Origin of the sequence: Mesonia mobilis DSM 19841 (assembly GCF_000423405.1) — a bacterium.
Lineage (GTDB): Bacteria > Bacteroidota > Bacteroidia > Flavobacteriales > Flavobacteriaceae > Mesonia > Mesonia mobilis.
This window is the reverse complement of record NZ_AUHX01000005.1, coordinates 157,642-180,396: the sequence shown is the minus strand read 5'-3', so window position 1 is coordinate 180,396 and position 22,755 is coordinate 157,642. Positions and strand designations below refer to the sequence as shown.

Genomic DNA, 22,755 nt, shown 5'->3' with positions numbered 1-22,755 from the left:
ATATTTCATTTTCTTAACAGTACTTCTTAAAACCTTGTTATTTAGCGAATTGATAACAGTTTCTAGCAGATGATTTATGTAATTTTATTTCAACTAAAAAATCAGAAATTGTTATGAGTAAACTAGATGAGAAAGTAGGACAATACATTGAAGATGTAAATAAGATTGAAGATAATCCTGATGTCGATCTGCTTCGAAAGATTGCCGAAAGCATGGGGCCTTCGATTTATAACAGTGATGCTAATACCGTTTCATCATCAGATCAAGAAGAATTAGATCGTGTTCGAAAAAACTTTTTGGTAAAGAAATTAGGCCTCGAAGATACCGATGAGCTAAATGTGGGAATCAATGCCGTCATTGAAAAATATGGAAAATCGAACCGCAATAAGCATCGAGTAGTAGTCTATTATTTATTGACGAAACACTATAATAAAGAACAGCTTTTTAAATAAAAGTTAACAACTGCCCCGCCCAAGAGGAAAAAGAAATGATTGCAGATGACGTGATGACCGAAACGGATTTCTTTTGCTTTTTGGGCATTTTTGTGTCTAAAAAGCACGTATCTTTGCAACCTAAATTAGTATTATGCTTAGCATTGGTGAATACCATACCTTAACGATAGATCGCGACACTCCCCCCGGACTTTTTTTAAAAGACGATAGCGGAGAGAAAGAAAATGAAGTTTTATTACCCAATAAATATAAACCAGAGAGTTTTGAAATTGGTGATGAGCTAGAGGTTTTCGTGTATTTAGATCACGATGAGCGTCCGGTAGCAACTACTTTACAGCCTTACGTTCAATTAGATGAATTTGCTTTTTTAGAATGTGTCGATGCTAATAAAATGGGTGCCTTTTTAGATTGGGGTTTAGAAAAGCATTTATTTGTTCCGTTTAAAGAGCAAGCTTACCCTATGAAAGAAGGGGAGCATTATTTAATTTTTTGCTATTTAGATGAAGAAACCCAACGTTTAACGGCTTCAAGTAAAGTAAATCATTTCTTAGATAATACCGAACTTACCGTAGAACCTTACGAGAAAGTAGATTTAATTGTAACGAATAAAACAGAGATTGGTTTCAATTTAATCGTGAATGAGTTGCACCAAGGTTTAGTGTACCACGACGATGTTTTTCAAGACTTAAAAACCGGAGATAAATTAACCGGTTGGGTAAAGAAAACTAGAAAAGATAATAAGATCGACATTACCTTACAGCGTCCCGGTTATCGTAGCATAGAACCTAATGCCGATGCTGTGATGAATGAGCTGGAAATGAATAAAGGCTTTATACCACTTACCGATAAATCTTCCCCTGAAGATATCAAAGCGAGATTAGAAATGAGTAAAAAGAGTTTTAAAAAGGCGATAGGAATGCTTTACAAAGAACGACTGATTTCGATTGAAGACGATGGCATTCACCTAGTCATGTAAAATCCAAAATTACCGGAACCTCTTCTTCGCTGATAAGGCGAAAATCCACGCATATAATAAGGATTAATGAGCGGCTGACTCACATCTTGATATACTTCATTACGTATACCACCATCGGGAGTGCGTTGCCCGTCGTAATTCATGTTAAAGTTGGTACGGTATTTAAAATTCTCTCGGTTATTGTAAAATACCTGAACATTACTATTAATTTGTTGTAACTGTCGCGTAGGGAAATCCATATCGACTATGCCACTTTGGCGTTTCCAGCGTTCAGATTCTGCAATCGCCATCATATTAATTTCACGATTGTATTCATCTTCATACACATTACCTTGCGGAAGCGTAAACTGCGTGCGCTCCGGTTTAATGTAGCCATCAAATTGCGATAAAGAAACCGCGCGACCACTATATAGATTTGCTCTTATAATTTGATTATTGGTCGCAAAAAGATTAGGATCTTCTAACTCCTGAGCATAAGCCGAGCAGCCAATGAGCAAAACGAAGAGGAAGTTTCTAAAATTCATAAGTTTCTTTTACGCTTTAAAGGTATCAAATATGATGCTAAAATAGAATTTTTGAAGGTTAATACTTAAAAAGTTGAGTCTGTTATTCTTGTAGGTTGTCTTTGATCTGAAAGATAATCTATCAGATTCTAATATTCTAAATACCTTCTATTTTAAAAAGTTCGGTTCCGTTCGATAGATTTTGATTTAGCTTACAAGTTGAAATTATTTTTCCGCTATAAAAGCTTTCAAATTCCATGGTAATATTTTCATTTTCAATAAGACAAATAATATCTCCATGTTTTACGAGATCATCTGGTTCAACATACCATTTTTTCAATATTAAACCTTTTTGATTTCCTAAATTTGGCGAATAGATTGTTTCAACTTTTCCTTTCTTCAACTTAAAATCAGCTTGATTGAAGTCAGTTTTACTTTGAGTTTGAATATTTTGATTACTTTTTAGTTCATTTAAAATTTCATTTCTTTTTTTAGAAGATTGAAATAATTTATGAATTAAGGATTTGATCATGTTTTCAAATTAGTGACAACGAACAAATGTAATCGAGCTAAATATGCTTCAAATTTCTAAGTTGCCAACTTTTTTATCAGTATTGAAAATCACAATAAGAAAGTGTATAAATATAGTTAGGATCAGAAAGCTGACTTCCTACATAATTATAATTCGGGTTCATTTGTCGTAAAAGCGGTCGCTCAACAAATAAATATTCTGCGACATCATTAGCTGTATATTTAAACCTATAATTACTCACTCTTTCTCTTATCGGGAAATAATAAAGATCATTTTGCTCACCATAACCTATATTTTGTAAATGTTTGGTCAATTGAATAGGTTTAAAATTCTTGTGAATAAAATTCAACGAATCTTTCGGCGTAGAAAATCGGGTAAGACGCTCTTGTGCCGTTAATTGAATTCCGAAAAGCAGAACTCCCAAAAACAATAAGTTTTTCATCTTTACTGAAATAATAAGTATACCTTTAAAATTACACAATTTTGATTTAAAACCGTAATTTTACAGAAATAAATACCAAAATTATGAGTGAAATAAAGTGGGAGACTGCTAAAGAATACGACGATATTACCTATAAAAAATCGAATGGTGTAGCAAGAATAGCTTTTAATAGACCCAATGTTCGAAATGCGTTTCGTCCAAAAACTACGAGTGAATTATTAGATGCCTTTCACGACGCCCACGAAGATACCTCGATAGGAGTGGTGCTACTTTCTGCCGAAGGTCCTTCGACCAAAGATGGCGTGTGGTCTTTCTGTAGCGGCGGCGACCAAAAAGCACGTGGTAAAGAAGGCTATGTAGGAGAAGACGGTTACCATCGTTTAAATATTTTAGAAGTACAGCGTTTAATACGTTTTATGCCCAAAGCGGTGATTTGTGTAGTTCCCGGTTGGGCAGTAGGTGGCGGCCATAGTTTACATGTCGTTTGCGATATGACGTTGGCGAGTAAAGAACACGCGATCTTTAAACAAACCGATGCCGATGTAACGAGTTTCGACGGGGGGTACGGTTCTGCCTATTTAGCCAAAATGGTAGGGCAAAAGAAAGCACGTGAAATCTTCTTTTTAGGAAGAAATTATTCGGCGCAGGAAGCCTTCGATATGGGAATGGTAAATGCAGTGGTTCCGCACGACGAGTTAGAAGCGACGGCTTACGAATGGGCGCAGGAAGTGCTGGCAAAATCACCAATTTCTATAAAAATGCTAAAATTTGCAATGAACCTAACCGACGACGGTATGGTAGGGCAACAAGTATTTGCCGGTGAAGCAACGCGTTTAGCATATATGACCGACGAGGCAAAAGAAGGTAGAAATGCATTTTTAGAAAAACGTCAACCAAATTTCGATAAGAAATGGATTCCGTAGAGAGTGAGTTTACCAATCAACAAATCAATATTGATCTACTGCCTGATCATCAGGCAGTAGATTTTGAAACGATTTCTAAGAAAAAGCAAACCAAAAGTTTTTACCAAATCACCATTGGGCTGGTCATACTTTTGGCGGGTTGGGGAGTGCTGTTTTATTTTTTACCCGCGCATTGGAGTTTGTATTTAGTCTTGGGGATTCTTTTGTTGTTTTTTGGTTTTGCTTACCTAAATGCTTCCTTACTTCAAAAAAAATATGGCTATGCCTTGCGCGAAAAAGATCTTATTTACCGTCGAGGCTATTTAATCACCAAAACAACAGTAATCCCATTTAATCGTATTCAGCACGTGTCGATCTCTCGCGGAGTTTTCGATAAAGCTTTAGGAATTTCAACCTTGAAGATTTTTACCGCCGGCGGACAAGGAAGTGATGTGAGTATTCCCGGTTTGTTACCCAATTTAGCAGTGAATTTAAAAGAAGCCGTAGCAAAAAAATTAACCGTTGAAGAATATGAATAAGGCTTTTGCGAAACCACAGCTACAATCTAAAATTGGAATTTTAGTGATATTCACATCTTCATTCTATAAGGTGTTAAAAGCGGTTTTAATTTCATTTGCCTACCTATTATTCAGTAGCAATGCTAAGGCAAAACTTTATATTTTATTGGGTTTTGGCGTTGTAGGTTTGTTATCACTTATTTATAGTTTTTTTTACTACAAAAAATTCAAGTTTCATATCGATTACGAGCAGAAAGAATTTGTCTTGCAAAAGGGAGTTTTTTCTACAGAATTTATCAATATCCCGTTCGATAAAATTCAGCAAGTTTATTTTAAACGTTCCATAGTTCAGAGAATTATCAATGTATATGAAGTCGCGATCGATACTGCCGGAAGTTCGCAAAAAGAGGTGACCATTAAAGCGCTTTCTAAAGAAAAAGCAGATGCTTTACGAAGTATTTTAATGGATTTAGCTGCGGAAAAAACCACCGACGAAATTGAAAATAATGTTGAAGTTGAAACCGATGCGGTACACACTTCAAAATCTAAAAAGAAGAATGTAGAATGGAAGCACCAACTCAGCATCTTCGATTTATTAAAACTAGGCTTAACCTCTAATTATCTACGCGGAATTTGGTTAATTTTTCTGTTTTTCGGTACGATCATGAATGAATTGAATCAACTGAAAATAGAAAATACCTATGTAGAAGATTCTGCCAATTACCTCGCAGAGAATTTTTCAGATAGTTCCGGCATCATCTTAGTGGCGTTCGCAGCTTTGATCTTTACATTTCTGGTGGGAATTGTGATTTCTACTATCGAAATTTTTATCAAATATTTCAACTTAACACTTACCCAAACCACATCGAGCTTAGATTTAGAAATGGGTCTCAAAACCAATACAAGAACTTCGTTAAAACCAAGACGTGTTCAGTTGTTGAGGTTAAGCACCAATCCTATCCAGAAACGATTAGATCTTTATGAAGCTGAAGTTTCGTTAGCTAGCAGCGCTGATAATATTCAGGCGCAAAAAGGAAAAATTAAAATTCCGGGACTCGCAAAAGAGAAGCTTCAAAAAATAAAAACTTTTTTATATAACCGAGCAGAAGAAACTTCCGAAGCGATCAAACCGCATCGACTTTTGATAGTTAGACGCGTGATGCTGAGTTTAATTCCGGTGGTGATCGCATTTATTCCGGTGGTTATTTTTTCTTGGTACGAGTGGCAGATCATTGCACCAATGGTGTTGATCTACGTTGCTCTTTCGGTATTTTTAAATAAAAAGTATTACGATTCGGTCGCAATTGAATTCACCGAAAACTTCATCATTAAAAAACAAGGGATTTGGAATCAGGAAACCGAAATTTTAGAGCTGTTTAAATTGCAATCGGTTACGGTTAAACAACCGCTTTGGTTTAAAAAGCGCAAGCTTTACAATTTAGAATTTCATACCGCAGGGGGCGATCTGTCATTTCCGTTAGTGCACGAAGAAGTATTGAAAAATCTAAATTACAGTTTCTATAAAATAGAAACATCCACAAAAGCGTGGATGTAACTATCAAAAATTATTTTTCTTTTTCAATTATCGTAAGCTTGGGAATTGCTCAGGATTTACTTCATTAAAAATGCTATATACTTTCTCAAATATATCTTCTGCTGAAGGTTTAGAGAAGTAATCTCCGTCGGTTCCGTAAGCCGGTCTGTGTTCTTTAGCAGTCAGCGTTTGCGGTTTGCTGTCTAAGAAACGATAGGCATTTTGCTTTTCTAAAATTTCTTGCACAATGTAGGCAGAAGCTCCACCGGGAACATCTTCGTCGATCACTAGCAAGCGATTGGTTTTTTCAACACTCTTTACAATATCGTGATGAATATCGAACGGTAAAAGTGATTGTACATCGATCACTTCAGCATCAATACCCACCTCTAATAATTCTTTAGCGACGTCTTCTACAATTCTTAAGGTAGAACCGTAAGAAACCAGCGTAATATCATTTCCTTCTTTTACCGTTTCAACCACACCGATTGGTGTTTTAAATTCTCCTAAGTTATTCGGTAGTTTTTCTTTTAAACGATAACCATTTAAACATTCTACGATCAAAGCAGGCTCATCACTTTCTAATAAGGTATTGTAGAAACCGGCAGCTTTGGTCATGTTTCGAGGGACTAATACGTGAATACCTCTAAGCAAATGTACTAAACCACCCATTTGTGAGCCACTATGCCAAATACCTTCTAAACGGTGACCACGAGTTCTTACAATTAGCGGTGCTTTTTGTTTTCCTTTGGTACGGTAATGTAGCGTTGCTAGATCATCAGTCATAATTTGCAGCGCATACATAATATAATCTAAGTACTGTATTTCTGCGATCGGACGTAAACCACGCATCGCCATCCCGATACCTTGACCTAAAATCGTAGCTTCACGAATACCGGCATCGGCAATTCTTAGATCGCCATATTTTTCTTGTAAACCTTCTAAACCTTGGTTTACATCACCAATATTACCGGTGTCTTCTCCAAAGATCAAAGCTTCCGGATGGTTGGTGAAAATCTTATCGAAGTTTTCTCGCAGTACAATACGACCGTCTACCATTTTGGCATTCTCATCGTAGGCAGGGGCAACTTCAGCAATCGATAAAGCATTATTATCTTGTTCGCTGTGTAAATGACTGCTATATTCGGGTTGTGTGTCTTCTTGAAATGTATTGATCCAATTGACGAGATTGGTCTTTGCTTCAGAAGTTTCTTGGTAAATGTATTTTAAAGCTTTTCGGGCAGTACGTAAAACTTCAAATTTTTGAGGCTCTTTAATGTTCGATAATTCATCAACTAAAGGCTGAATAAAGTTTTTGTTACTACTTGTATTTGCTACTTGTTGCAATAGATCGACGACCACTTTTTTCTGTTGAAGCGGTTGCTCGGTAAAAGCTTTCCAAGCGGCTTTTTTACCGTCACGAACCGTTTTCTTAGCGTCTTTTTCGATCTGTGTTAATTCATCTTCGGTAGCGATGTCGTTGGCCAACATCCACTCACGCATCTTTACATTACAATCGGTCTCCTTTTCCCACTGCAAACGCGCTTCAGATTTGTAACGCTCGTGAGAACCGGAAGTAGAATGCCCTTGCGGTTGCGTAAGCTCGATCACGTGAATTAATACCGGAATATGTTGCTCTCTAGAGATTTGTCCGGCTTTTTGGTAAGCTTCCATCAATTCTGGATAGTTCCAACCTTTTACAACGATAATTTCGTAACCGTCATTTTCTTCATCACGCTGAAATCCTTTTAAGATCTCAGAGATATTTTCTTTGGTAGTTTGGTATTTTGCAGGAACAGAAATTCCGTATTCATCATCCCAAACGCTAATCACCATCGGTACTTGCATAACCCCGGCGGCATTGATGGTTTCCCAAAACAAACCTTCGCTGGTACTCGCATTACCAATGGTACCCCAAGCAACTTCGTTACCGCTTACAGAAAAATTTTCAGCAGCGATACCTTCTACATTTCTATAAATTTTAGAAGCTTGTGCCAGTCCTAATAATCTCGGCATTTGTCCTGCAGTAGGAGAGATGTCTGCACTAGAGTTGGGTTGTTGGGTAAGGTTTTTCCAGGTGCCATCTTCATTTAAACTATGCGTTCCGAAGTGACCACCCATTTGGCGACCTCCCGCCATCGGTTCTTTTTCAATATCGGTATTGGCATAAAGTCCGGCAAAAAACTCTTCCACAGAAAGTAAGTCTAACGCCATCATAAAGGTTTGATCGCGATAGTAACCTGAACGAAAATCTCCGTTCTTAAAAGCTTTTGCCATCGCAAGTTGAGGGACTTCTTTCCCGTCCCCAAAGATTCCGAATTTAGCTTTACCGGTTAATACTTCACGACGACCTAGCAAACTACATTCTCTACTTACAACAGCAGTGGTGTAATCTTTAATTACTTGTGCTTTAAATTCTGCAAAAGAAATATCAGTTTTTTCTAAGACCTTTTCTTCCATACTCGATTTTTTAATAGGTCACGAATATAGTAAAAATTAAGGAGAAAATCAATTTCAAAAAATGCCTAAAATTATGAAATCGTGACTATTTTCCAATTTTAATGAAAATTACATAATTTAACGTTAAATTATTAGATATAATTTAAAAATATGTAATAAATAATAAGATAGTGATTTTGAGGTTAATACCATCTTCTGGTGAATAGTTTGATTAAAGTATTAAAATCCAGCGATACAATAAATCTAATTTTTTGATCGTAATTATCTTGTGCAGGTTCCCAACCTAAACTGGAATACATAGGGAAGAAAATTTCAAAATAATCTTGTACTAGATTTACCCGAATCCCAGAATCGTATAAAAACTCAGGGTTTTGCCCAGCATTTTTCACGACTCCGGCATCACCATAGGCGTGAATCCAGTTCCAGATCGTAAAACTTCCGTTGAGCGTAGAAATAAATTGATTGGCAAAAGCGGGCTGTAATTTCGATTTAAATCCACCTTCAGCTTCGATAAATTGCTGACTAAATAAACCGGTAGATTCACTTCTTCCGTAGTAATTATAGTCAAACAGGTAATCGGTCGGGCGGTCTAAAGCAAAGCTGAAATAGTCTGAATTTTTACTGTCGTTAAATAAAAATAATCCGGTAAATGCTCTCAACTCGATCTGGCGATTGTTCAGAAATAATTTACGCCATTTAGTGGTCACCGAAACCTTACTGAATTGTTTGGCAATTTGATAATCGACATTCGTCGTGAAATAATCTCTAAAATTTCGATCGCTATAATTATACTGAATATCGACCACGCTATAATCTGGGTCGTCTATAGGATTGGCAGGTGCGCGATCACGGAATACATTTACGCTACGAATACCAATGGCTTGACTTTCATTACTTCTTAAATACTTATTTCTGAAGTAAATATTGAAGTAAGGCGTTAGTCGATGATAAAATAAATCTTCTGCATACGAATAGCGATTGGCAGAAACTCCATAAGTGACTTGATGAAGCTTTTCATTTTGAAATTGATGCGTATTCGAAGCAGAAACCGAACCGATGAAAGCCTGACTTCGTAAACCTAAACGCGGAGCAATTCTAAAATTAAAATTACGGCGTAAAATGGTATTGTTATAAAGTTTAGGACCTATGATAAACCCATCGTAAAGATTATAATCAAACTCGGGGATTAAAAATAGCTGGTTGTATCTTGGGTCTTCAATATCTTCTAATAACCGAAATTGTATAGGCTTGTTTAATAAAGTGGTGACGCTTTTATAATTATTTCGCTGGTTATATTCTGGGATTATGGCTTCATAATTTAAAGCTAAACGCTCAATATCATCTCTGGGGATGGTGATCGTCGCTAACGAATCTGGCGTTTCTACCCAATATTTCGAAATGGCTTGTTTGTCTTTTAATCCGTAAAGAGAAACTGGCATATGGTTGTTCTCTTTATTTTCGATCGTTACAGTGAGTGAATCCTTAGATTTTTCAACTTTTTTAATGCTGAAGTCGATTCGAGCATTGGTGTTTACGTAATCTTCAAAAAACCAGTCGAGATCTTTTTCGGCATTTTCCTCAATTAAATTTTTAAAATCATCCACCTCGACATCATCGTCAAGTTGGTATTGTGAATAAAAAGATTTTAAAGCTTGATAAGTGGTTTTCTTTTCACCTAAATAATCGTTGATATACGCTAAACCTACACCGGCTTTATAAGGATTCGCAATATTTTTGTTGAATTTAATTAACGAATCTTGACTGGCGCTTAACCGCTCGTCTAAATTTAACCGAGACATGTTTAAGGCAAAAAAAGGATAGCGGTCATTAAATTTTAAATCGGCCGCGTGAAACCATCGAATCCCGATAAACTCACTAAAACCACCCAAAAGTTTGGTATTTGGGTAATAGGCATCTACATATTCCATCATTAAATATACCAAAATGGCATCTTTAAGCCAAGCTTCTTTCCTCGGGTTGAGCAGTAAGGTATTATCTAAATAATTTTTAGTGATGCTTTTAAACGATTTAATGTCGTACTGAAAACCATCGGGAAAAGGTCGAATAAAAGACGGCAATTGATTTAAACCGTAAATAGGATTGTCAAGATATTCATCTTGGGTCACCATTAAATTTTCTAACGGATATTCCCCTAACCGATAATTTAAAAACTGAACAATACGATCGATCGTTAAAGCTTTAATTTGCGGCGTAACATCATCATCTTCAAGATTGGTAATGATCTTTACCTGATCGGTTTTGATCGTTCTAAATTCATTTTCTTTCAGCAAATAAATTTTTTGATCGATATAATTTTTGCCGCTAAGCTGCGTAGTTCTTAAAGAATCATTTTCAGTTTTAATGATGGTATTTAACGGAGAAACTAGTTGGTAAGTTTTAGGATGGGTAAATTCAATCTCCACATCAACTAACGGAGAAAATAGATCGTTTAGGTTTTTATTGCTGTAAATTTCCCAGCCCTTATCAGTGTAAACTGAAGGAACCAGCATCCAGTATTTCAGCTTAAATTTCTGATCGCTATAACCATAACGGGTAAACTTGTCGTTAGGAAGTTTTACCTGATAATTAAGCTGAAGGGTATAAGCTTCGCCTGGAAGTAGATTTTCCTTTAATGGAATTTGGATAATATCGGGAAAGCCTTCCGGCCGCTTCCAAGCCAGATCTTTCTTTTGTAGATTTTGAAGATTTCGAATAATAGTTCCACCACGCTCATAATCGGGAGCGTAGTGAAATTTTCTAGAAAATTCTTCAGCAAAGCGTTTGGCGAGCGGAGTCGTTTTACTGCTAAAACTATTGGCCCAATCTGATAAGTAAATTTCTTGTAAAGTATCTTTACTCGTGTTTTGATATACGATTTCTTGTTGAATATCGATCAACCTTTTTTTATCATCTAAAGATGCCTTTACATTCATAGTTGTTTGAGCAATATGAAGCAAAGGCAGACATAAAAATATAGATAATAAAAGTCGTTTTATAATCAATCTACTTTAAATTTTAATTTAGAATATGGGGTTGGGCAGTAATTATATAACGTTTTTTTTGATTTGTATTGTATAAATTAAAAGTTCGGACTTAAGTTATATTGGTTATAGAACTTATTAAGAATATCGATCACTTCATCTGCAGAATCTACAACTTGTACCAAATCCATATCGCCAGCACTAATGTTTTTAAAACTGTCTAATAATGTAGTTTTTACCCAATCTAATAACCCATCCCAAAATTCGTGACCTACCAAGATAATTGGGAATTTGTCGATCTTATGGGTTTGTATTAAGGTAATCGCTTCAAACAATTCATCTAAAGTTCCAAAACCTCCTGGCATTACTACAAAACCTTGAGAATATTTTACAAACATCACTTTACGAACAAAAAAGTAATCAAAGTCTAAGCTTTTGTCTTTATCGATATACGGGTTGTCGTGTTGCTCAAAAGGAAGATCGATATTTAAGCCTACCGAAGTTCCGCCGGCTAAATGCGCTCCTTTATTACCGGCTTCCATAATCCCGGGACCGCCGCCAGTAATTACTCCGTAACCGTGTTCAACAATTTTTTCAGCAACCTCTGTAGCTAGTTTATAATATTTATGTTCAGGATTTGTTCTTGCTGAACCAAAGATAGAAACACAAGGCCCAATGGCACTCATACGTTCGTAACCGTGCACAAATTCGCTCATAATTTTGAAGAGCGCCCAGCTATCGTTAATTTTTATCTCGTTCCAGCTTTTATGATTGCTATTTCTTAATGTACTCATAGTTTAAAATTTTAAGGGTGGCTAATTTAGTTCTTTTCTTAAAAACTTAGCCGTAAAACTTTTTTTGTGTTTAGCTACTTCTTCCGGAGTCCCTTTAGTGATCACTTGACCACCATTTTTACCACCTTCGTAACCAATGTCGATAATATGATCGGCAAGTTTGATCACATCTAAATTATGCTCGATAATTAAAACCGTATTGCCTTTATCGGCTAATTTATTCAAGACTTCCATCAAGACACGAATATCTTCAAAATGAAGTCCAGTGGTAGGTTCATCTAAAATATAGAACGTATTTCCGGTATCGCGTTTAGAAAGTTCGGTGGCTAATTTTATGCGTTGCGCCTCACCTCCCGAAAGTGTAGTGCTTTGTTGCCCAAGCGTAATATAACCCAGTCCCACATCTTGAATGGTTTTTAACTTACGATAAATCTTTGGAATCGGTTCAAAAAACTCGGTCGCTTCATCTATCGTCATCTCTAACACATCGCTAATCGATTTACCTTTATAGCGAATTTCTAAGGTTTCTCGATTAAAGCGTTTACCCTGGCATGTTTCACACTCCACATAAACGTCGGGTAAAAAGTTCATTTCGATTACTCGAAGTCCGCCACCTTTACAGGTTTCACATCTTCCGCCTTTTACGTTGAAACTAAACCTTCCCGGTTTATAGCCTCTAATTTGGGCTTCGGCAGTTTTAGCAAACAAGTTTCGAATCTCAGAAAATACGCCGGTATACGTAGCCGGGTTAGAACGTGGCGTTCTTCCGATAGGTGATTGGTTAATATCGATCACTTTATCGCAATGATCTAAACCTTTAATGCTTTTGTAAGGCATCGGTTCTTTTACGCCATTAAAATAATGCGCGTTCATGATCGGGTAGAGGGTTTCGTTGATCAACGTAGATTTTCCACTACCGGAAACGCCGGTCACCAAGATCATTTTTCCTAACGGAAATTTCACCGAAACATTCTTTAAATTATTTCCTGTAGCACCTTTTAGTTCGATAAACTTTCCGTTGCCTTCGCGTCGTTGCTCGGGGACTTTAATTTCTTTCTTTCCATTTAAGTAAGAAGCGGTTAAGGTGTCGTGTTTTTTGATTTCTTCCGGTGTTCCTTCACTAATAATTTCACCACCATGTTTACCGGCAAACGGACCAATATCGATCACGTGATCGGCACGTTCGATCATATCTTTATCGTGTTCCACCACAATCACAGAATTCCCTACATCACGTAAAGATTCTAGAGAATTGATCAGTTTCTCATTATCACGCTGATGCAATCCAATACTCGGTTCATCTAAAATATAAAGCACACCCACCAATTGAGAACCAATTTGGGTCGCCAATCGAATACGTTGCGCTTCTCCTCCCGAAAGTGATTTAGAACCGCGATTCAGCGATAAATAAGTCAAGCCTACATCCACTAGAAACTGTAGGCGAGTGGTAATTTCTTTTACGATTTCTTCAGCGATCTTCCACTGGTTTTTGCTGAGTTTCTTCGGAAGTTTTTCAAACCAATCGGTAAGTTCGAGAATATCTTTTTCTGCTAACTCGGCAATATTTTGCTCGTTAACTTTAAAGTAAAGCGATTCTTTTTGTAATCGGCTGCCTTCACAGGTCGGGCATTTTACCTTATCCATATAGGCTTTTGCCCAACGTTTTAACGAAGAAGAATCGTTGTTGTTATAGGTGTTTTCGATAAACGTAGCGACTCCTTCAAAATCGATTTTGTAAGAACGGGTCACGCCCAATTCTTTCGATTGAATGTTGAATTTTTCCTTTCCGCCGTGCAAGATCATCTCTAATCCTTCTTTCGGGATGTCTTTGATCGGGTCTGAAAGTTTAAAGTCGAAACGTTGTGCAATCAATTCCATCTGTTTAAACGCCCAGTTTTTCTTTTGTGCGCCGTGAGGTTCTAAACCACCATTTTTGATCGATTTCGTATCGTCAGGAATTATTTTTTTCAAATTCACCTCATACAAAGAGCCAATCCCATTACATTTTGGGCAAGCGCCTTTAGGTGAATTAAATGAGAAATTATTAGGTTCAGGATTTGGGTAAGAAATTCCGCTGGTAGGGCACATTAAATTCCTACTAAAATACCGAATCTCCTCAGAATCTTGATCAAGAATCATCAACACATTATCTCCTTGATTCATCGCGGTATTGATGCTTTGCGATAAGCGTTTGTCGATTTTTTCGTCATCGCTCACCTTCATTCGGTCGATCACGATCTCAATATCGTGTGTTTTGTAACGATCGAGTTTCATTCCCTTTTCGATATCACGCACTTCACCATCGGTTCTTACTTTTAAGAAACCTTGCTTGGCAATTTGCTCGAATAACTCGCGGTAATGACCTTTTCGGGAGCGGATCACCGGAGAAAGAATATTGATACGTTTACCGGTAAAATCTTTTTTGATGAGGTCTTTTATCTGCTCATCGCTATAGCTTACCATTTTCTCTCCCGTCTTATAGCTGTAAGCATCGCTGGCGCGCGCAAACAGAAGACGCAAAAAGTCATACACTTCGGTAATCGTTCCCACGGTACTACGCGGACTTTTACTCGTCGTTTTTTGCTCAATCGCAATGACGGGAGAAAGCCCATCGATCTTATCGACATCGGGCCGTTCTAAACCGCCTAAAAATTGACGAGCGTAAGCGGAAAAAGTTTCTATATAGCGGCGTTGCCCTTCCGCATAAATCGTATCAAACGCCAAAGAAGACTTTCCGGAGCCCGAAAGCCCGGTAATCACTACTAATTTTTCTCTGGGAATGGTAACATCTATATCTTTTAGGTTGTGCACACGGGCACCCAGTACTTCTATGTTTTCGTCGAAATTTGCCATAATTTTCTGCAAGATTGCGAAGTTACTCAAAGTCTTGAAATTAAGAAAGAACCTCTCTTAAAGCTTTGGTAAAATTAACCGGAAATAGAAAGTGAAAAGTAAAGTTAAATTAGCAGCTCTTTTTTCTTCTGTGCAGCAAAAGCTTCAAGTTCTTTAAAAAAAGTAACGAACTCCTGTTCAAAATCTTCATAATACTGCTCTAATTCTACAATCGCATCTTGTAACTTTACTTTGCCACGAACACGACTGCTCATTTGGCTAAGAATTTTATGAAGTCCATCTAGATCGGCATAACTTAATAACCAATTGTCACTCACCATATACGGATAAAAATTCTGAACCCGTTTCGGGAGAAGTTCAAAATTATACTTCAGCAGTAAATAAAAATCTTCCACATAAACGGGAAGTTGGGTAGAGTGGTAGTCTTGCCAGTTTTTAGCTAAAAAATGATCGTAAAACATATCGACGATCACCGAAGAATAATGCCGGTATTTTTTGAAGAGACGATGTTTACTTTCAAAAACAATCGGGTGTGTATCGGTAAAAGTATCGATCTCACGATGCAGTAAAATTCCCTGCTGTAGGGTCTGCGGAAATTTTTTATAAGCTTTCCCTTTAATCGAATCGGCAGCAAAATTTCCAATTTTTAATAAAGGGAGATCATCCCCCGAGAGGTAAATATGGGCAAGGTAATTCATAACCTCTAAAGTACGTTGAATAATAAGTTTGTACAAGAAGGGGAGAAGTAAAAGTTTAGAATTCGACTTCAACTTCCTCAAAAAGCTCCCATCCTTTCGAAGGAGGGGGCCCGATAAGGCGGGGTGGATGTCAAAAAGTCTAGGTTCTAGTCTCTATATTCTATGCTCTAAATTGTCATCCTGAGCCCGCCGAAGGGCATAACCCTTACCGTCATGCTGAACTTGATTCAGCATCTCATCCTGCACTTCCCGCTTCTACAGTATACATGCTACAATCTATAAACCCTCAACTGAAAATTGCCTACCGAACACTCCTTACAGAACAATGCCTACTGAACACTACAACCTCACCACTCACCTCTAAAAACTCCCAACTCCCAACTTCCCCCTAAAAAAGTCTATGCTCTAACCTCTAACTTCTATTCTCTAAATTGTCACCCTGAGCTTGTCGAAGGGCAAACCCGCATCCTCAAATACCTCTCATAAGTGTACCCGCGCGTTGCAGATGAGCAAAGCTCACTTAGTGAGTGCAACAAAGACCTCACCTTACGGGTGTGCAAGCACCCTCGTTTTTTATATAAACTTCCAAATCCCAAATTTCACCCTGAGCTTGTCGAAGGGCAGTCAAGCTGAACTCGCTTCAGCATCTCATCCTACTATAATAAACTGCCTACTGAGCACTGAACACCGCCAATTCCTGAGCCTGCCGAAGGATCATCTCCCAACTTCTACAGTCTACAATCTACAATTTATACTCTACAACCTCACCACTCACCTCTAAAATCTCCCCACTACAAGCTGTCATTCCGACGCAAGGAGGAATCTCTCAGTTTCAGTTTCAATTTCGACTTCAACTTCAATTTCAACTTCAATTCATGTTCTTTTCTTTTGCATCGCCCAAAAGAAACAAAAGTCTAGGCTTACGAAGCTTCCTCTAAATTTATCGTTCGACACCTAAATTTCAGGAACTCGCTATCGCTCAAACAGCCTGAAATTTTACGGTATTTTCACTTCAAATTTAACGACTCATCTTCGATAGGCCGGATGTTATTCAAAATTCAACTTCTGAATACCAACCGTCATGCTCAACTTGCTTCAGCACCGCATCCTGCACTTCTCACTTCTACAGTATACATGCTACAATCTACAACCCCTCAACTAAAAACTGACCACTGTCATCCTGAGCCTGCCGAAGGATCAACTTCTCCCTAAAAAAGTCTATGCTCTAACCTCTATATTCTATACTCTAAAAGTCATCCTGAGCCTGTCGAAGGAAACATTCCCAACCTTTACAACCTACAGTATACACACTACAATCTACACCCTCACCACTGCCTACTAAACACTGCTTACTGAACACTCCCAACTCCCCACCAAAAAGTCTAACCTCTAAAAACTCCCCATTTCCTACCACCTAAAACCCACCACCTAAAACCTACCCAACCACCACCTCAATCCCCGCTTTCGCAGCCTTATATTGGATCAACGTCAGCAATTCATCATAGCTCCAATTCCGAAGCACAAACTCCTCCTGCTTAGCGATCCCAATTTTATCCGCTTGCTCTAGCAGTAGCAAAGTACCCGCCTGGTGCTTGAGGCAAAAATCAATCAAACGCCGGCTGTACAGGTGTAGGCGAGAGCGCACATAATTCCGTTCCGTTTCCTTTAATTTGGCAACCGCTTTCAGTTTCCGTCGGCGCCCTTTTCCCGATTTTGCATAGGTAACCCCTTGCTGCGCACGCTTTCGTGCCGCTTGTATCGCTAGGCGTCGGTATAAAAATTCTTCCTTCGTTCCAATCGTTAATCGGTGTTTACCCACCTTCACCACCAGTGGGTATGCTAACGAGAACGAAGCCTCAGCCACCACTCCCGGTTGTAGAGGAGGGCTAGTTTTTTCCAATTCAAAAACAGGCAGCCAATAGATCTTTTTGTTTTTCAGCTGAAGTTTAGACGTACAAAGAGGGAGTTCCCCTTGGGCTAGCTGTTGCAGTAGCCGACGTTTATCACTAAAATCCCTACCCAAATAGGTCTTGAGCGGAATCCCAAACAGCCTAAAACAAAAAGCTTTTTGTGCAGGCACATAGGCAAATTGGCGCAGCTCTTCCCGACTAAAGGGAAAAGGCATATCCTTCCTAAAATTAGGCAGTGAGCGTTCCCCGAGTCGGTAGGCCGCTCGAGATTTGGTAAACTCACTATACAGGCTTCCTTTCAGGCAAGAGATAATATTGGTAGGCATCTCACCTTTAAAGCGGCGGGAAGCCACCTGATAAATTGTATTCATCCGCGAGGTAATAAAAATCCCGGCAGGATCTTTACGCTCATCCCATAACTTCACCCGGGTGCCTTCGCTCAAATAGAAAAAATCTTCCATCATTTCCTGCGCATACAGGTGCGAGACCATCAGGTTCGCCGTTCGGTAACAGCAGGTCTGCCAGTGGTACAGCTTTCCGATCTCTGCCTGGCGCTCTTCTGCCGTTGGCAAATCGCCCACTAGCTGAATTTTTCGTGTAAGTTTCATCGTCTTCTTCTTCATCTTAGTGCTTTTGGGATGGAGTGTGCTGCGTGTGCTGCGTGTGCTGCAGCAACAGATAGGCCTTCATAAATTCCTGCTGCGCTTCTTGCGGCGAGCAATCTAGGGCTTTCGCAATACGGGCAAAAGAGTAGGCTTCTTCGCAACGCAAGGAAAATACCTTCGCTTGAGCGGGCGTAAGTTCGCGAGGCTTGCTTTTTGTTACAGGCGCTGCTTCCAAATCAAGATTGGGGTCTTGCTGTAGCAGGCGTTGCAGCTCAGCGATGCTACGTTTCACTTCGTTAGCGGTTTCCGTCATTCCTTTCCCCAGTGCTTGTGCAATGGGGAGGTAACGAAAGCCATAGCGAAGGCAAAGCTCGATCAGCCGCCGCCGCTCGGCACTCAATAACGGCAAGACCTGTTGCACCTGTTCAAAGGCGTGTTGCTGCGCAGCATGCTTCGCGAGGTGTTCCTCGTGCATCGATCGATCGTCTTGGAGTAAGTAATCGTTATAATTCTCGTACTGCTCCAAGCGGTGAAGGCTTCGGTTAAACTGTTGCTGGGCTTGGGTAAAGTGCGAAATACAACCGCGCTTCATCACCAAACGTAGAAAAAAGAAAATATGTTGCGTACTCTCCAGCGTCTCCCGCTGCTGCCACAACTTGATAAAACAGTCTTGTACTAGGTTTTCCACTACAAAATGATCCTTCAGCCAGCGCCGTCCGAAATAGAAGAGCATCTGCTGGTATCGATCATACCAATAAGCCAAGGCTTCCGAAGAGCCGAGTTGTAACTGGGTATAGAAATGAGTTTGCATAGGTGACATTTTAAGAAATTGACTAATAGTTAACAGATTAGAAAACTTAAGTAACATTATAAATGTTAAATTGTCGTATTATTATATGACAAATATATAAAATTATTTTGAGTGTCAATTTAAAATATGACAAAACTGTAGTGTATTTGATTGACATTTGTTATATGACAAAGGATCAATTGAAAAAGAAAGTTGGTAATCGGATTATCGAATTGCGTTTGAAAAAAGGCTGGAATCAATCTGATTTAGCACGAGAATGCGGTAAAGATCGGCAAGCAATTGAGAAACTAGAAAATGGCAAAGTTAATCCTACCGTCTATTCTTTGTATGAAATTTCAAAAGCATTGAAAGTTGACTTCTACCAACTTTTAAAATTTTAAATCATAGCTGTAGGCTAGTTAGATTTATATTTCTTTTTTAGGCTTAGCAAAAGGTTTAGAAATACATTCAAAAAAGCATTTAATTTTCTGGTTCTTAATTTGAATACTTAATAAATATCTGTTTTACAGATACTCGTAAAGCAGATATGCTAAATAATACTTAAATTTAGGGGCATAGACCTTCTTTTGAAGATGACTAATCCTCAAAATAGTGGGATAATACAACGTTTACAAAATCTACACAATGAATGTTAATCTGACGATACTTATATTTTTGATAACGATAAATGTGGTAGGGCAAAATGATTCCGATTTAAAAAATTATGGCGTAGATAAATATGATTGGGAACAACTAAAACAGGTAACCATCAACAATGATGACAATACCAGGTATGATGCTGATGAAATAATGATCGCAGACTTAGAAAATAAAGCTAAACAGGTCGTTTGCGGTAACATACAAAAATGGAAATTAGCATTTGCAACATTGCCTTTGGGGCCTAACAAAGACATTAGAAATGAAAAAACCTATATACTGCTTTGTGAATTCCAAGGCGGACATAAAATACCATTCCGGTATTTTCCCGAACAGTATGCTATTTATGATATGCGCAAAGAATTTCATTACTTTTATGCATTTCCTGAATTCAATAAAAGAATGAAAATTGTGGCAAGCGAATGTATCCATTCGTTGGAGAATTTACGTTAATCAAGGAATTGATAGCGAGTTAAATAGGGGTAAACCTATAAAAATAGAAGCGGAGTAGGTAAAAGTGGCTGTAATACAACTCGAGTTTTATAGTCTTTAGATCAACAAGTATAGATAGAAAACAACTATAAACGATGAGAAATCCCTAAATGAACCGAGATCTACATCTTAAAATGTCTAGCAGAAATAGGGGGAAAACGATAAAAAATGATAAAAAAAGCAATTCTTTCGATCCTGCTAATCTTGGGTTATACTGCTGGGATCACGGCGCAACAGTCAATTTCAGAAACAGAAAAATTAGCTTCCCTGGGGAAGATCTATGGCTTTCTCAAGTATTACCACCCCGAAGTTGCCAAAGGAGAATTCGATTGGGATCAACAATGCATAGCACAACTTCCAAAGGTGCTCAAAGCGACAGACAAAAATGCCCTTTCAAAGGTGTATAGCGATTGGATTCAAAGCTTAGGCAAAATTAAAAAATGCAGAAAATGTGATACTCAGGAAGACTATTTCGATAAAAATTTCGACCTGTCTTGGACGCAAGACCCAAGGCTTTTTACGACTGAACTTTCCGAAACACTAACATATATCGAGAACAATAGAAATCAAAAAAAGAGTTTCTACGCTGCTAAAGAACGGGTCGGTAAAATAAAAATCACTAACGAACCAAATTATAAAAATTTTGAATATCCGGAAGAAGCCTATCGCTTATTAGGCCTATTCAAATATTGGAACATCATCGAATATTTCTATCCTTATAAATACCTTACCGATCAAAATTGGGACGCTGTCTTAATCGAAATGATCCCAAAAATCAAAGAGGCCGCAAATAAAGAGGCTTATCAATTAGCCATCAAAGAACTGATTGCCAAATTAGACGATGCGCACGCGTGGGTCAATTTTTCGAATCAAAGTCAAAAATACCTGCCCCTACAACTATCGCACCTAGAAAATAAAGCGGTAGTGTCAGGTTTCTACAACGATTCACTGGCAAAGCTGAATAAACTAAAATTAGGAGACGTTATCCTAAAAGTGAATGGGAAAGACTTCGCTAAAGAAGCAGAGAAAAACCTAAAGTATGTTTCGGGTTCCAATACCAATAATAAAATTAAAAGAGCCTACATCTATACCTTAAATGGCTCAGAAGATCAGGTGGTATTAACCATCGAAAGAGAAGGAAAGCGGCAACAACTGCCCGTGAATAGATACGATTTTAGAGATTTTGAGTATTGGAACACTCCACAAGTAAAATCAAAATCATTTGATGAGAACGTAGGCTACATCAATATGGCAAGGCTTAAAGGGGAAGACGTCGAAGCGGTATTTGAATCTTTTGAAAATAAGAAGGCCATCATCATCGACCTAAGAAATTATCCGGCCTTTATTTATAAACGTTGTACCAGGTATTTAAATTCAGAAAAAAGAGATTTTACTAAAATTTATACACCAAGTTTAGGGTATCCGTCTAGGTTTCAATTCAAAAAGCCTTTACAGACCAACAGCAGCAATAAAGCGTTTAAAGGTAAAATTATTGTATTGGTGAACGAAAGTACGATGAGCAGGGCAGAGTTTACCGCCATGGCTTTTCAAACGGCAGATAACGTAGTAACCGTAGGAAATCAAACTGCCGGAGCAGATGGCGATGTGGTAAGATTCGAATATCTAGGAGGTTTTCAAACGGCCATGTCGGGCAACGGCGTAGTATATCCAGACGGTACCGAAAGCCAAAGAAACGGAGTGAAAATTGACATAGAAGTAAAACCCACCATCGACGGCTTACGAGCAGGGAGAGATGAGGTCTTAGAAAAAGCCTTAGAGATCGCAAAGCAATAAAAAGACAGTTGAAATCATTTGTAATAATTACAGTTTCCTACTTGGCGAACATAAACTAAGTTAAAAGTCAGTAATTTGAACTAGCTTAGAGAAACTAACATACACCGAACAGCAAAAACCTTGAGCAGCCGATGAAAAAATGGATACGATACTTAGTCGCAATCATAGCCTTAACAATAATTTTTTCTTGTAAATCGAATTCGTATACCACCGAACTTCGTGCAAATTTCACAAAACAAGAAATAGCCGATTTAAAAAAGATCACCGAGTTCTTTAAAACAGAAATGTGTGTACAGCGAGATACCGATTTTAAAACCTGCTACGAGCAAATCCCTCACGAAAGTTTAATGGCAGCAGGGAATCCGTTTTGGTTAAGGATCGATTTTGAAAAACAAAAAGAACTGTATAAGCATATTTCTCCATCGACTTTTAACAAAATTTGGAGTTTTGGGAAAACCACATACCCCGATAGTGAGGTGGTCTATAAAAGTATTGGAGCCGTATATAACGGAGCCTACCAAAAGTTTTTAAGCGATATAGGGAAAACCAACGACCCTATCAATAAATACGCGATTAAAATTGCCGAAACGGGAGATGTTAACTTCCTCTATTTAAATTATGGAATCATTTTAAGACACAAAAAAAAGTTCAACTTAGAGAACCCCCATATTCAATTAATCCTCGCCATTCATTACTTATCCTTAAACGACGAGGCAAAAAGAAAAGAGAAGTGGGAAGCGGAATAAGATACGCTACACAACAAGACATAACGAATAGCTAGCTTTTATATAAATTCTTGCCCGGTGAACTGACATCGAAATTTAAAGTCAAGATGCTTGGGGTTCATTACAAAACGCTGACT

Annotated in this window: 19 protein-coding genes; 9 read left to right on the top strand and 10 right to left on the bottom strand. The window is 38.1% G+C overall.

All coding sequences use genetic code 11. The annotated features are described in order from the left end of the window. The first annotated feature begins 113 nt into the window (after positions 1-113). Together G551_RS0105215 and G551_RS0105210 are read left to right on the top strand one after the other, a co-directional pair. Entirely contained in the window at positions 114-452 is a 339-nt protein-coding gene (locus tag G551_RS0105215) for a DUF2853 family protein (RefSeq protein ID WP_027884558.1), read from the top strand. Positions 453-585: 133 nt separating this feature from the next. Next, positions 586-1,428, top strand: a complete 843-nt coding sequence (locus tag G551_RS0105210; protein ID WP_027884557.1) for a CvfB family protein — start codon at positions 586-588, stop codon at positions 1,426-1,428. Here G551_RS0105210 and G551_RS0105205 read toward each other — a convergent pair. From G551_RS0105205 to G551_RS0105195, 3 genes are all read right to left on the bottom strand, one after another. Beyond that, on the bottom strand, positions 1,413-1,952 hold the full coding sequence (locus G551_RS0105205; RefSeq protein ID WP_027884556.1) for a hypothetical protein: 540 nt from the start codon (positions 1,950-1,952) through the stop codon (positions 1,413-1,415). The two genes, G551_RS0105210 and G551_RS0105205, sit on opposite strands and share 16 nt — an antisense overlap. Before the next feature lie 136 nt (positions 1,953-2,088). Beyond that, a complete protein-coding gene (locus G551_RS0105200) occupies positions 2,089-2,463 on the bottom strand; it encodes a biotin/lipoyl-containing protein (RefSeq protein ID WP_027884555.1) in 375 nt (124 codons plus the stop codon). A 76-nt stretch (positions 2,464-2,539) separates the two neighbouring features. Further along, complete coding sequence (locus tag G551_RS0105195; RefSeq protein WP_027884554.1) at positions 2,540-2,905, bottom strand: hypothetical protein; 366 nt, start codon at positions 2,903-2,905, stop codon at positions 2,540-2,542. Between the two features lie 83 nt (positions 2,906-2,988). On the opposite strand from G551_RS0105195, the gene G551_RS0105190 reads away from it, so the two are divergent. Genes G551_RS0105190 through G551_RS0105180 form a run of 3 tightly spaced genes read left to right on the top strand, consistent with a single transcriptional unit; the run spans position 2,989 to position 5,880 of the window. Then, entirely contained in the window at positions 2,989-3,828 is an 840-nt protein-coding gene (locus G551_RS0105190) for a 1,4-dihydroxy-2-naphthoyl-CoA synthase (RefSeq protein WP_027884553.1), read from the top strand. Further along, positions 3,816-4,346 (top strand): PH domain-containing protein, encoded by a 531-nt coding sequence (locus tag G551_RS15465; RefSeq protein WP_051191281.1) that lies wholly within the window; start codon positions 3,816-3,818, stop codon positions 4,344-4,346. Before G551_RS0105190 ends, G551_RS15465 begins: the two co-directional genes overlap by 13 nt. Further along, the gene (locus tag G551_RS0105180; RefSeq protein WP_027884552.1) at positions 4,339-5,880 is read left to right on the top strand and encodes a PH domain-containing protein; all 1,542 of its coding nucleotides are present in this window, start codon (positions 4,339-4,341) and stop codon (positions 5,878-5,880) included. The genes G551_RS15465 and G551_RS0105180 overlap by 8 nt, the downstream gene beginning before the upstream one ends. A 27-nt stretch (positions 5,881-5,907) precedes the next feature. On the opposite strand, the gene G551_RS0105175 is transcribed toward G551_RS0105180, so the two are convergent. The 7 genes from G551_RS0105175 to G551_RS0105140 all read right to left on the bottom strand — a co-directional run bounded on the left by G551_RS0105175 (position 5,908) and on the right by G551_RS0105140 (position 18,971). Then, positions 5,908-8,319 carry an alpha-ketoacid dehydrogenase subunit alpha/beta gene (locus G551_RS0105175; protein WP_027884551.1) on the bottom strand — a complete coding sequence of 804 codons (2,412 nt, stop codon included), beginning with the start codon at positions 8,317-8,319 and terminating at the stop codon, positions 5,908-5,910. 182 nt (positions 8,320-8,501) lie between these two features. Beyond that, a complete protein-coding gene (locus tag G551_RS0105170) occupies positions 8,502-11,252 on the bottom strand; it encodes a gluzincin family metallopeptidase (RefSeq protein WP_229797314.1) in 2,751 nt (916 codons plus the stop codon). Positions 11,253-11,398: 146 nt separating this feature from the next. Further along, positions 11,399-12,094 carry an LOG family protein gene (locus G551_RS0105165; protein WP_027884549.1) on the bottom strand — a complete coding sequence of 232 codons (696 nt, stop codon included), beginning with the start codon at positions 12,092-12,094 and terminating at the stop codon, positions 11,399-11,401. Positions 12,095-12,115: 21 nt separating this feature from the next. Further along, positions 12,116-14,947 carry an excinuclease ABC subunit UvrA gene (gene uvrA / locus G551_RS0105160; RefSeq protein WP_027884548.1) on the bottom strand — a complete coding sequence of 944 codons (2,832 nt, stop codon included), beginning with the start codon at positions 14,945-14,947 and terminating at the stop codon, positions 12,116-12,118. A 104-nt stretch (positions 14,948-15,051) separates the two neighbouring features. Continuing rightward, the gene (locus G551_RS0105155) at positions 15,052-15,645 is read right to left on the bottom strand and encodes an acyl carrier protein phosphodiesterase (protein ID WP_027884547.1); all 594 of its coding nucleotides are present in this window, start codon (positions 15,643-15,645) and stop codon (positions 15,052-15,054) included. A 1,435-nt stretch (positions 15,646-17,080) separates the two neighbouring features. After that, positions 17,081-18,178 (bottom strand): transposase, encoded by a 1,098-nt coding sequence (locus tag G551_RS0105145; RefSeq protein WP_027884546.1) that lies wholly within the window; start codon positions 18,176-18,178, stop codon positions 17,081-17,083. Between the two features lies 1 nt (position 18,179). Next, the gene (locus G551_RS0105140) at positions 18,180-18,971 is read right to left on the bottom strand and encodes an RNA polymerase sigma factor (protein WP_036243400.1); all 792 of its coding nucleotides are present in this window, start codon (positions 18,969-18,971) and stop codon (positions 18,180-18,182) included. A 164-nt stretch (positions 18,972-19,135) separates the two neighbouring features. Between G551_RS0105140 and G551_RS0105135 the strand changes: the two genes are divergently transcribed. The 4 genes from G551_RS0105135 (at position 19,136) to G551_RS15460 (ending at position 22,639) form a co-directional block, all read left to right on the top strand. Further along, entirely contained in the window at positions 19,136-19,351 is a 216-nt protein-coding gene (locus G551_RS0105135; protein ID WP_027884544.1) for a helix-turn-helix domain-containing protein, read from the top strand. Between the two features lie 274 nt (positions 19,352-19,625). Then, on the top strand, positions 19,626-20,060 hold the full coding sequence (locus G551_RS0105130) for a hypothetical protein (RefSeq protein WP_156876757.1): 435 nt from the start codon (positions 19,626-19,628) through the stop codon (positions 20,058-20,060). A 207-nt stretch (positions 20,061-20,267) separates the two neighbouring features. After that, positions 20,268-21,893, top strand: coding sequence for a S41 family peptidase (locus tag G551_RS0105125; protein ID WP_027884542.1), 1,626 nt, complete (start codon positions 20,268-20,270; stop codon positions 21,891-21,893). A gap of 131 nt (positions 21,894-22,024) precedes the next feature. Next, positions 22,025-22,639, top strand: a complete 615-nt coding sequence (locus G551_RS15460) for a hypothetical protein (RefSeq protein ID WP_051191278.1) — start codon at positions 22,025-22,027, stop codon at positions 22,637-22,639. The last annotated feature ends 116 nt before the right edge of the window (positions 22,640-22,755 follow it).

What these genes read in the sequence shown, in the direction of transcription:
- G551_RS0105215 (WP_027884558.1), top strand. Translation starts at nt 114, where the DNA reads ATGAGTAAACTAGATGAGAAAGTAGGACAATACATTGAAGATGTAAAT.
- G551_RS0105210 (WP_027884557.1), top strand. Translation starts at nt 586, where the DNA reads ATGCTTAGCATTGGTGAATACCATACCTTAACGATAGATCGCGACACT.
- G551_RS0105205 (WP_027884556.1), bottom strand. Translation starts at nt 1,952, where the DNA reads ATGAATTTTAGAAACTTCCTCTTCGTTTTGCTCATTGGCTGCTCGGCT.
- G551_RS0105200 (WP_027884555.1), bottom strand. Translation starts at nt 2,463, where the DNA reads ATGATCAAATCCTTAATTCATAAATTATTTCAATCTTCTAAAAAAAGA.
- G551_RS0105195 (WP_027884554.1), bottom strand. Translation starts at nt 2,905, where the DNA reads ATGAAAAACTTATTGTTTTTGGGAGTTCTGCTTTTCGGAATTCAATTA.
- G551_RS0105190 (WP_027884553.1), top strand. Translation starts at nt 2,989, where the DNA reads ATGAGTGAAATAAAGTGGGAGACTGCTAAAGAATACGACGATATTACC.
- G551_RS15465 (WP_051191281.1), top strand. Translation starts at nt 3,816, where the DNA reads ATGGATTCCGTAGAGAGTGAGTTTACCAATCAACAAATCAATATTGAT.
- G551_RS0105180 (WP_027884552.1), top strand. Translation starts at nt 4,339, where the DNA reads ATGAATAAGGCTTTTGCGAAACCACAGCTACAATCTAAAATTGGAATT.
- G551_RS0105175 (WP_027884551.1), bottom strand. Translation starts at nt 8,319, where the DNA reads ATGGAAGAAAAGGTCTTAGAAAAAACTGATATTTCTTTTGCAGAATTT.
- G551_RS0105170 (WP_229797314.1), bottom strand. Translation starts at nt 11,252, where the DNA reads ATGAATGTAAAGGCATCTTTAGATGATAAAAAAAGGTTGATCGATATT.
- G551_RS0105165 (WP_027884549.1), bottom strand. Translation starts at nt 12,094, where the DNA reads ATGAGTACATTAAGAAATAGCAATCATAAAAGCTGGAACGAGATAAAA.
- uvrA (WP_027884548.1), bottom strand. Translation starts at nt 14,947, where the DNA reads ATGGCAAATTTCGACGAAAACATAGAAGTACTGGGTGCCCGTGTGCAC.
- G551_RS0105155 (WP_027884547.1), bottom strand. Translation starts at nt 15,645, where the DNA reads ATGAATTACCTTGCCCATATTTACCTCTCGGGGGATGATCTCCCTTTA.
- G551_RS0105145 (WP_027884546.1), bottom strand. Translation starts at nt 18,178, where the DNA reads ATGAAGAAGAAGACGATGAAACTTACACGAAAAATTCAGCTAGTGGGC.
- G551_RS0105140 (WP_036243400.1), bottom strand. Translation starts at nt 18,971, where the DNA reads ATGCAAACTCATTTCTATACCCAGTTACAACTCGGCTCTTCGGAAGCC.
- G551_RS0105135 (WP_027884544.1), top strand. Translation starts at nt 19,136, where the DNA reads ATGACAAAGGATCAATTGAAAAAGAAAGTTGGTAATCGGATTATCGAA.
- G551_RS0105125 (WP_027884542.1), top strand. Translation starts at nt 20,268, where the DNA reads ATGATAAAAAAAGCAATTCTTTCGATCCTGCTAATCTTGGGTTATACT.
- G551_RS15460 (WP_051191278.1), top strand. Translation starts at nt 22,025, where the DNA reads ATGAAAAAATGGATACGATACTTAGTCGCAATCATAGCCTTAACAATA.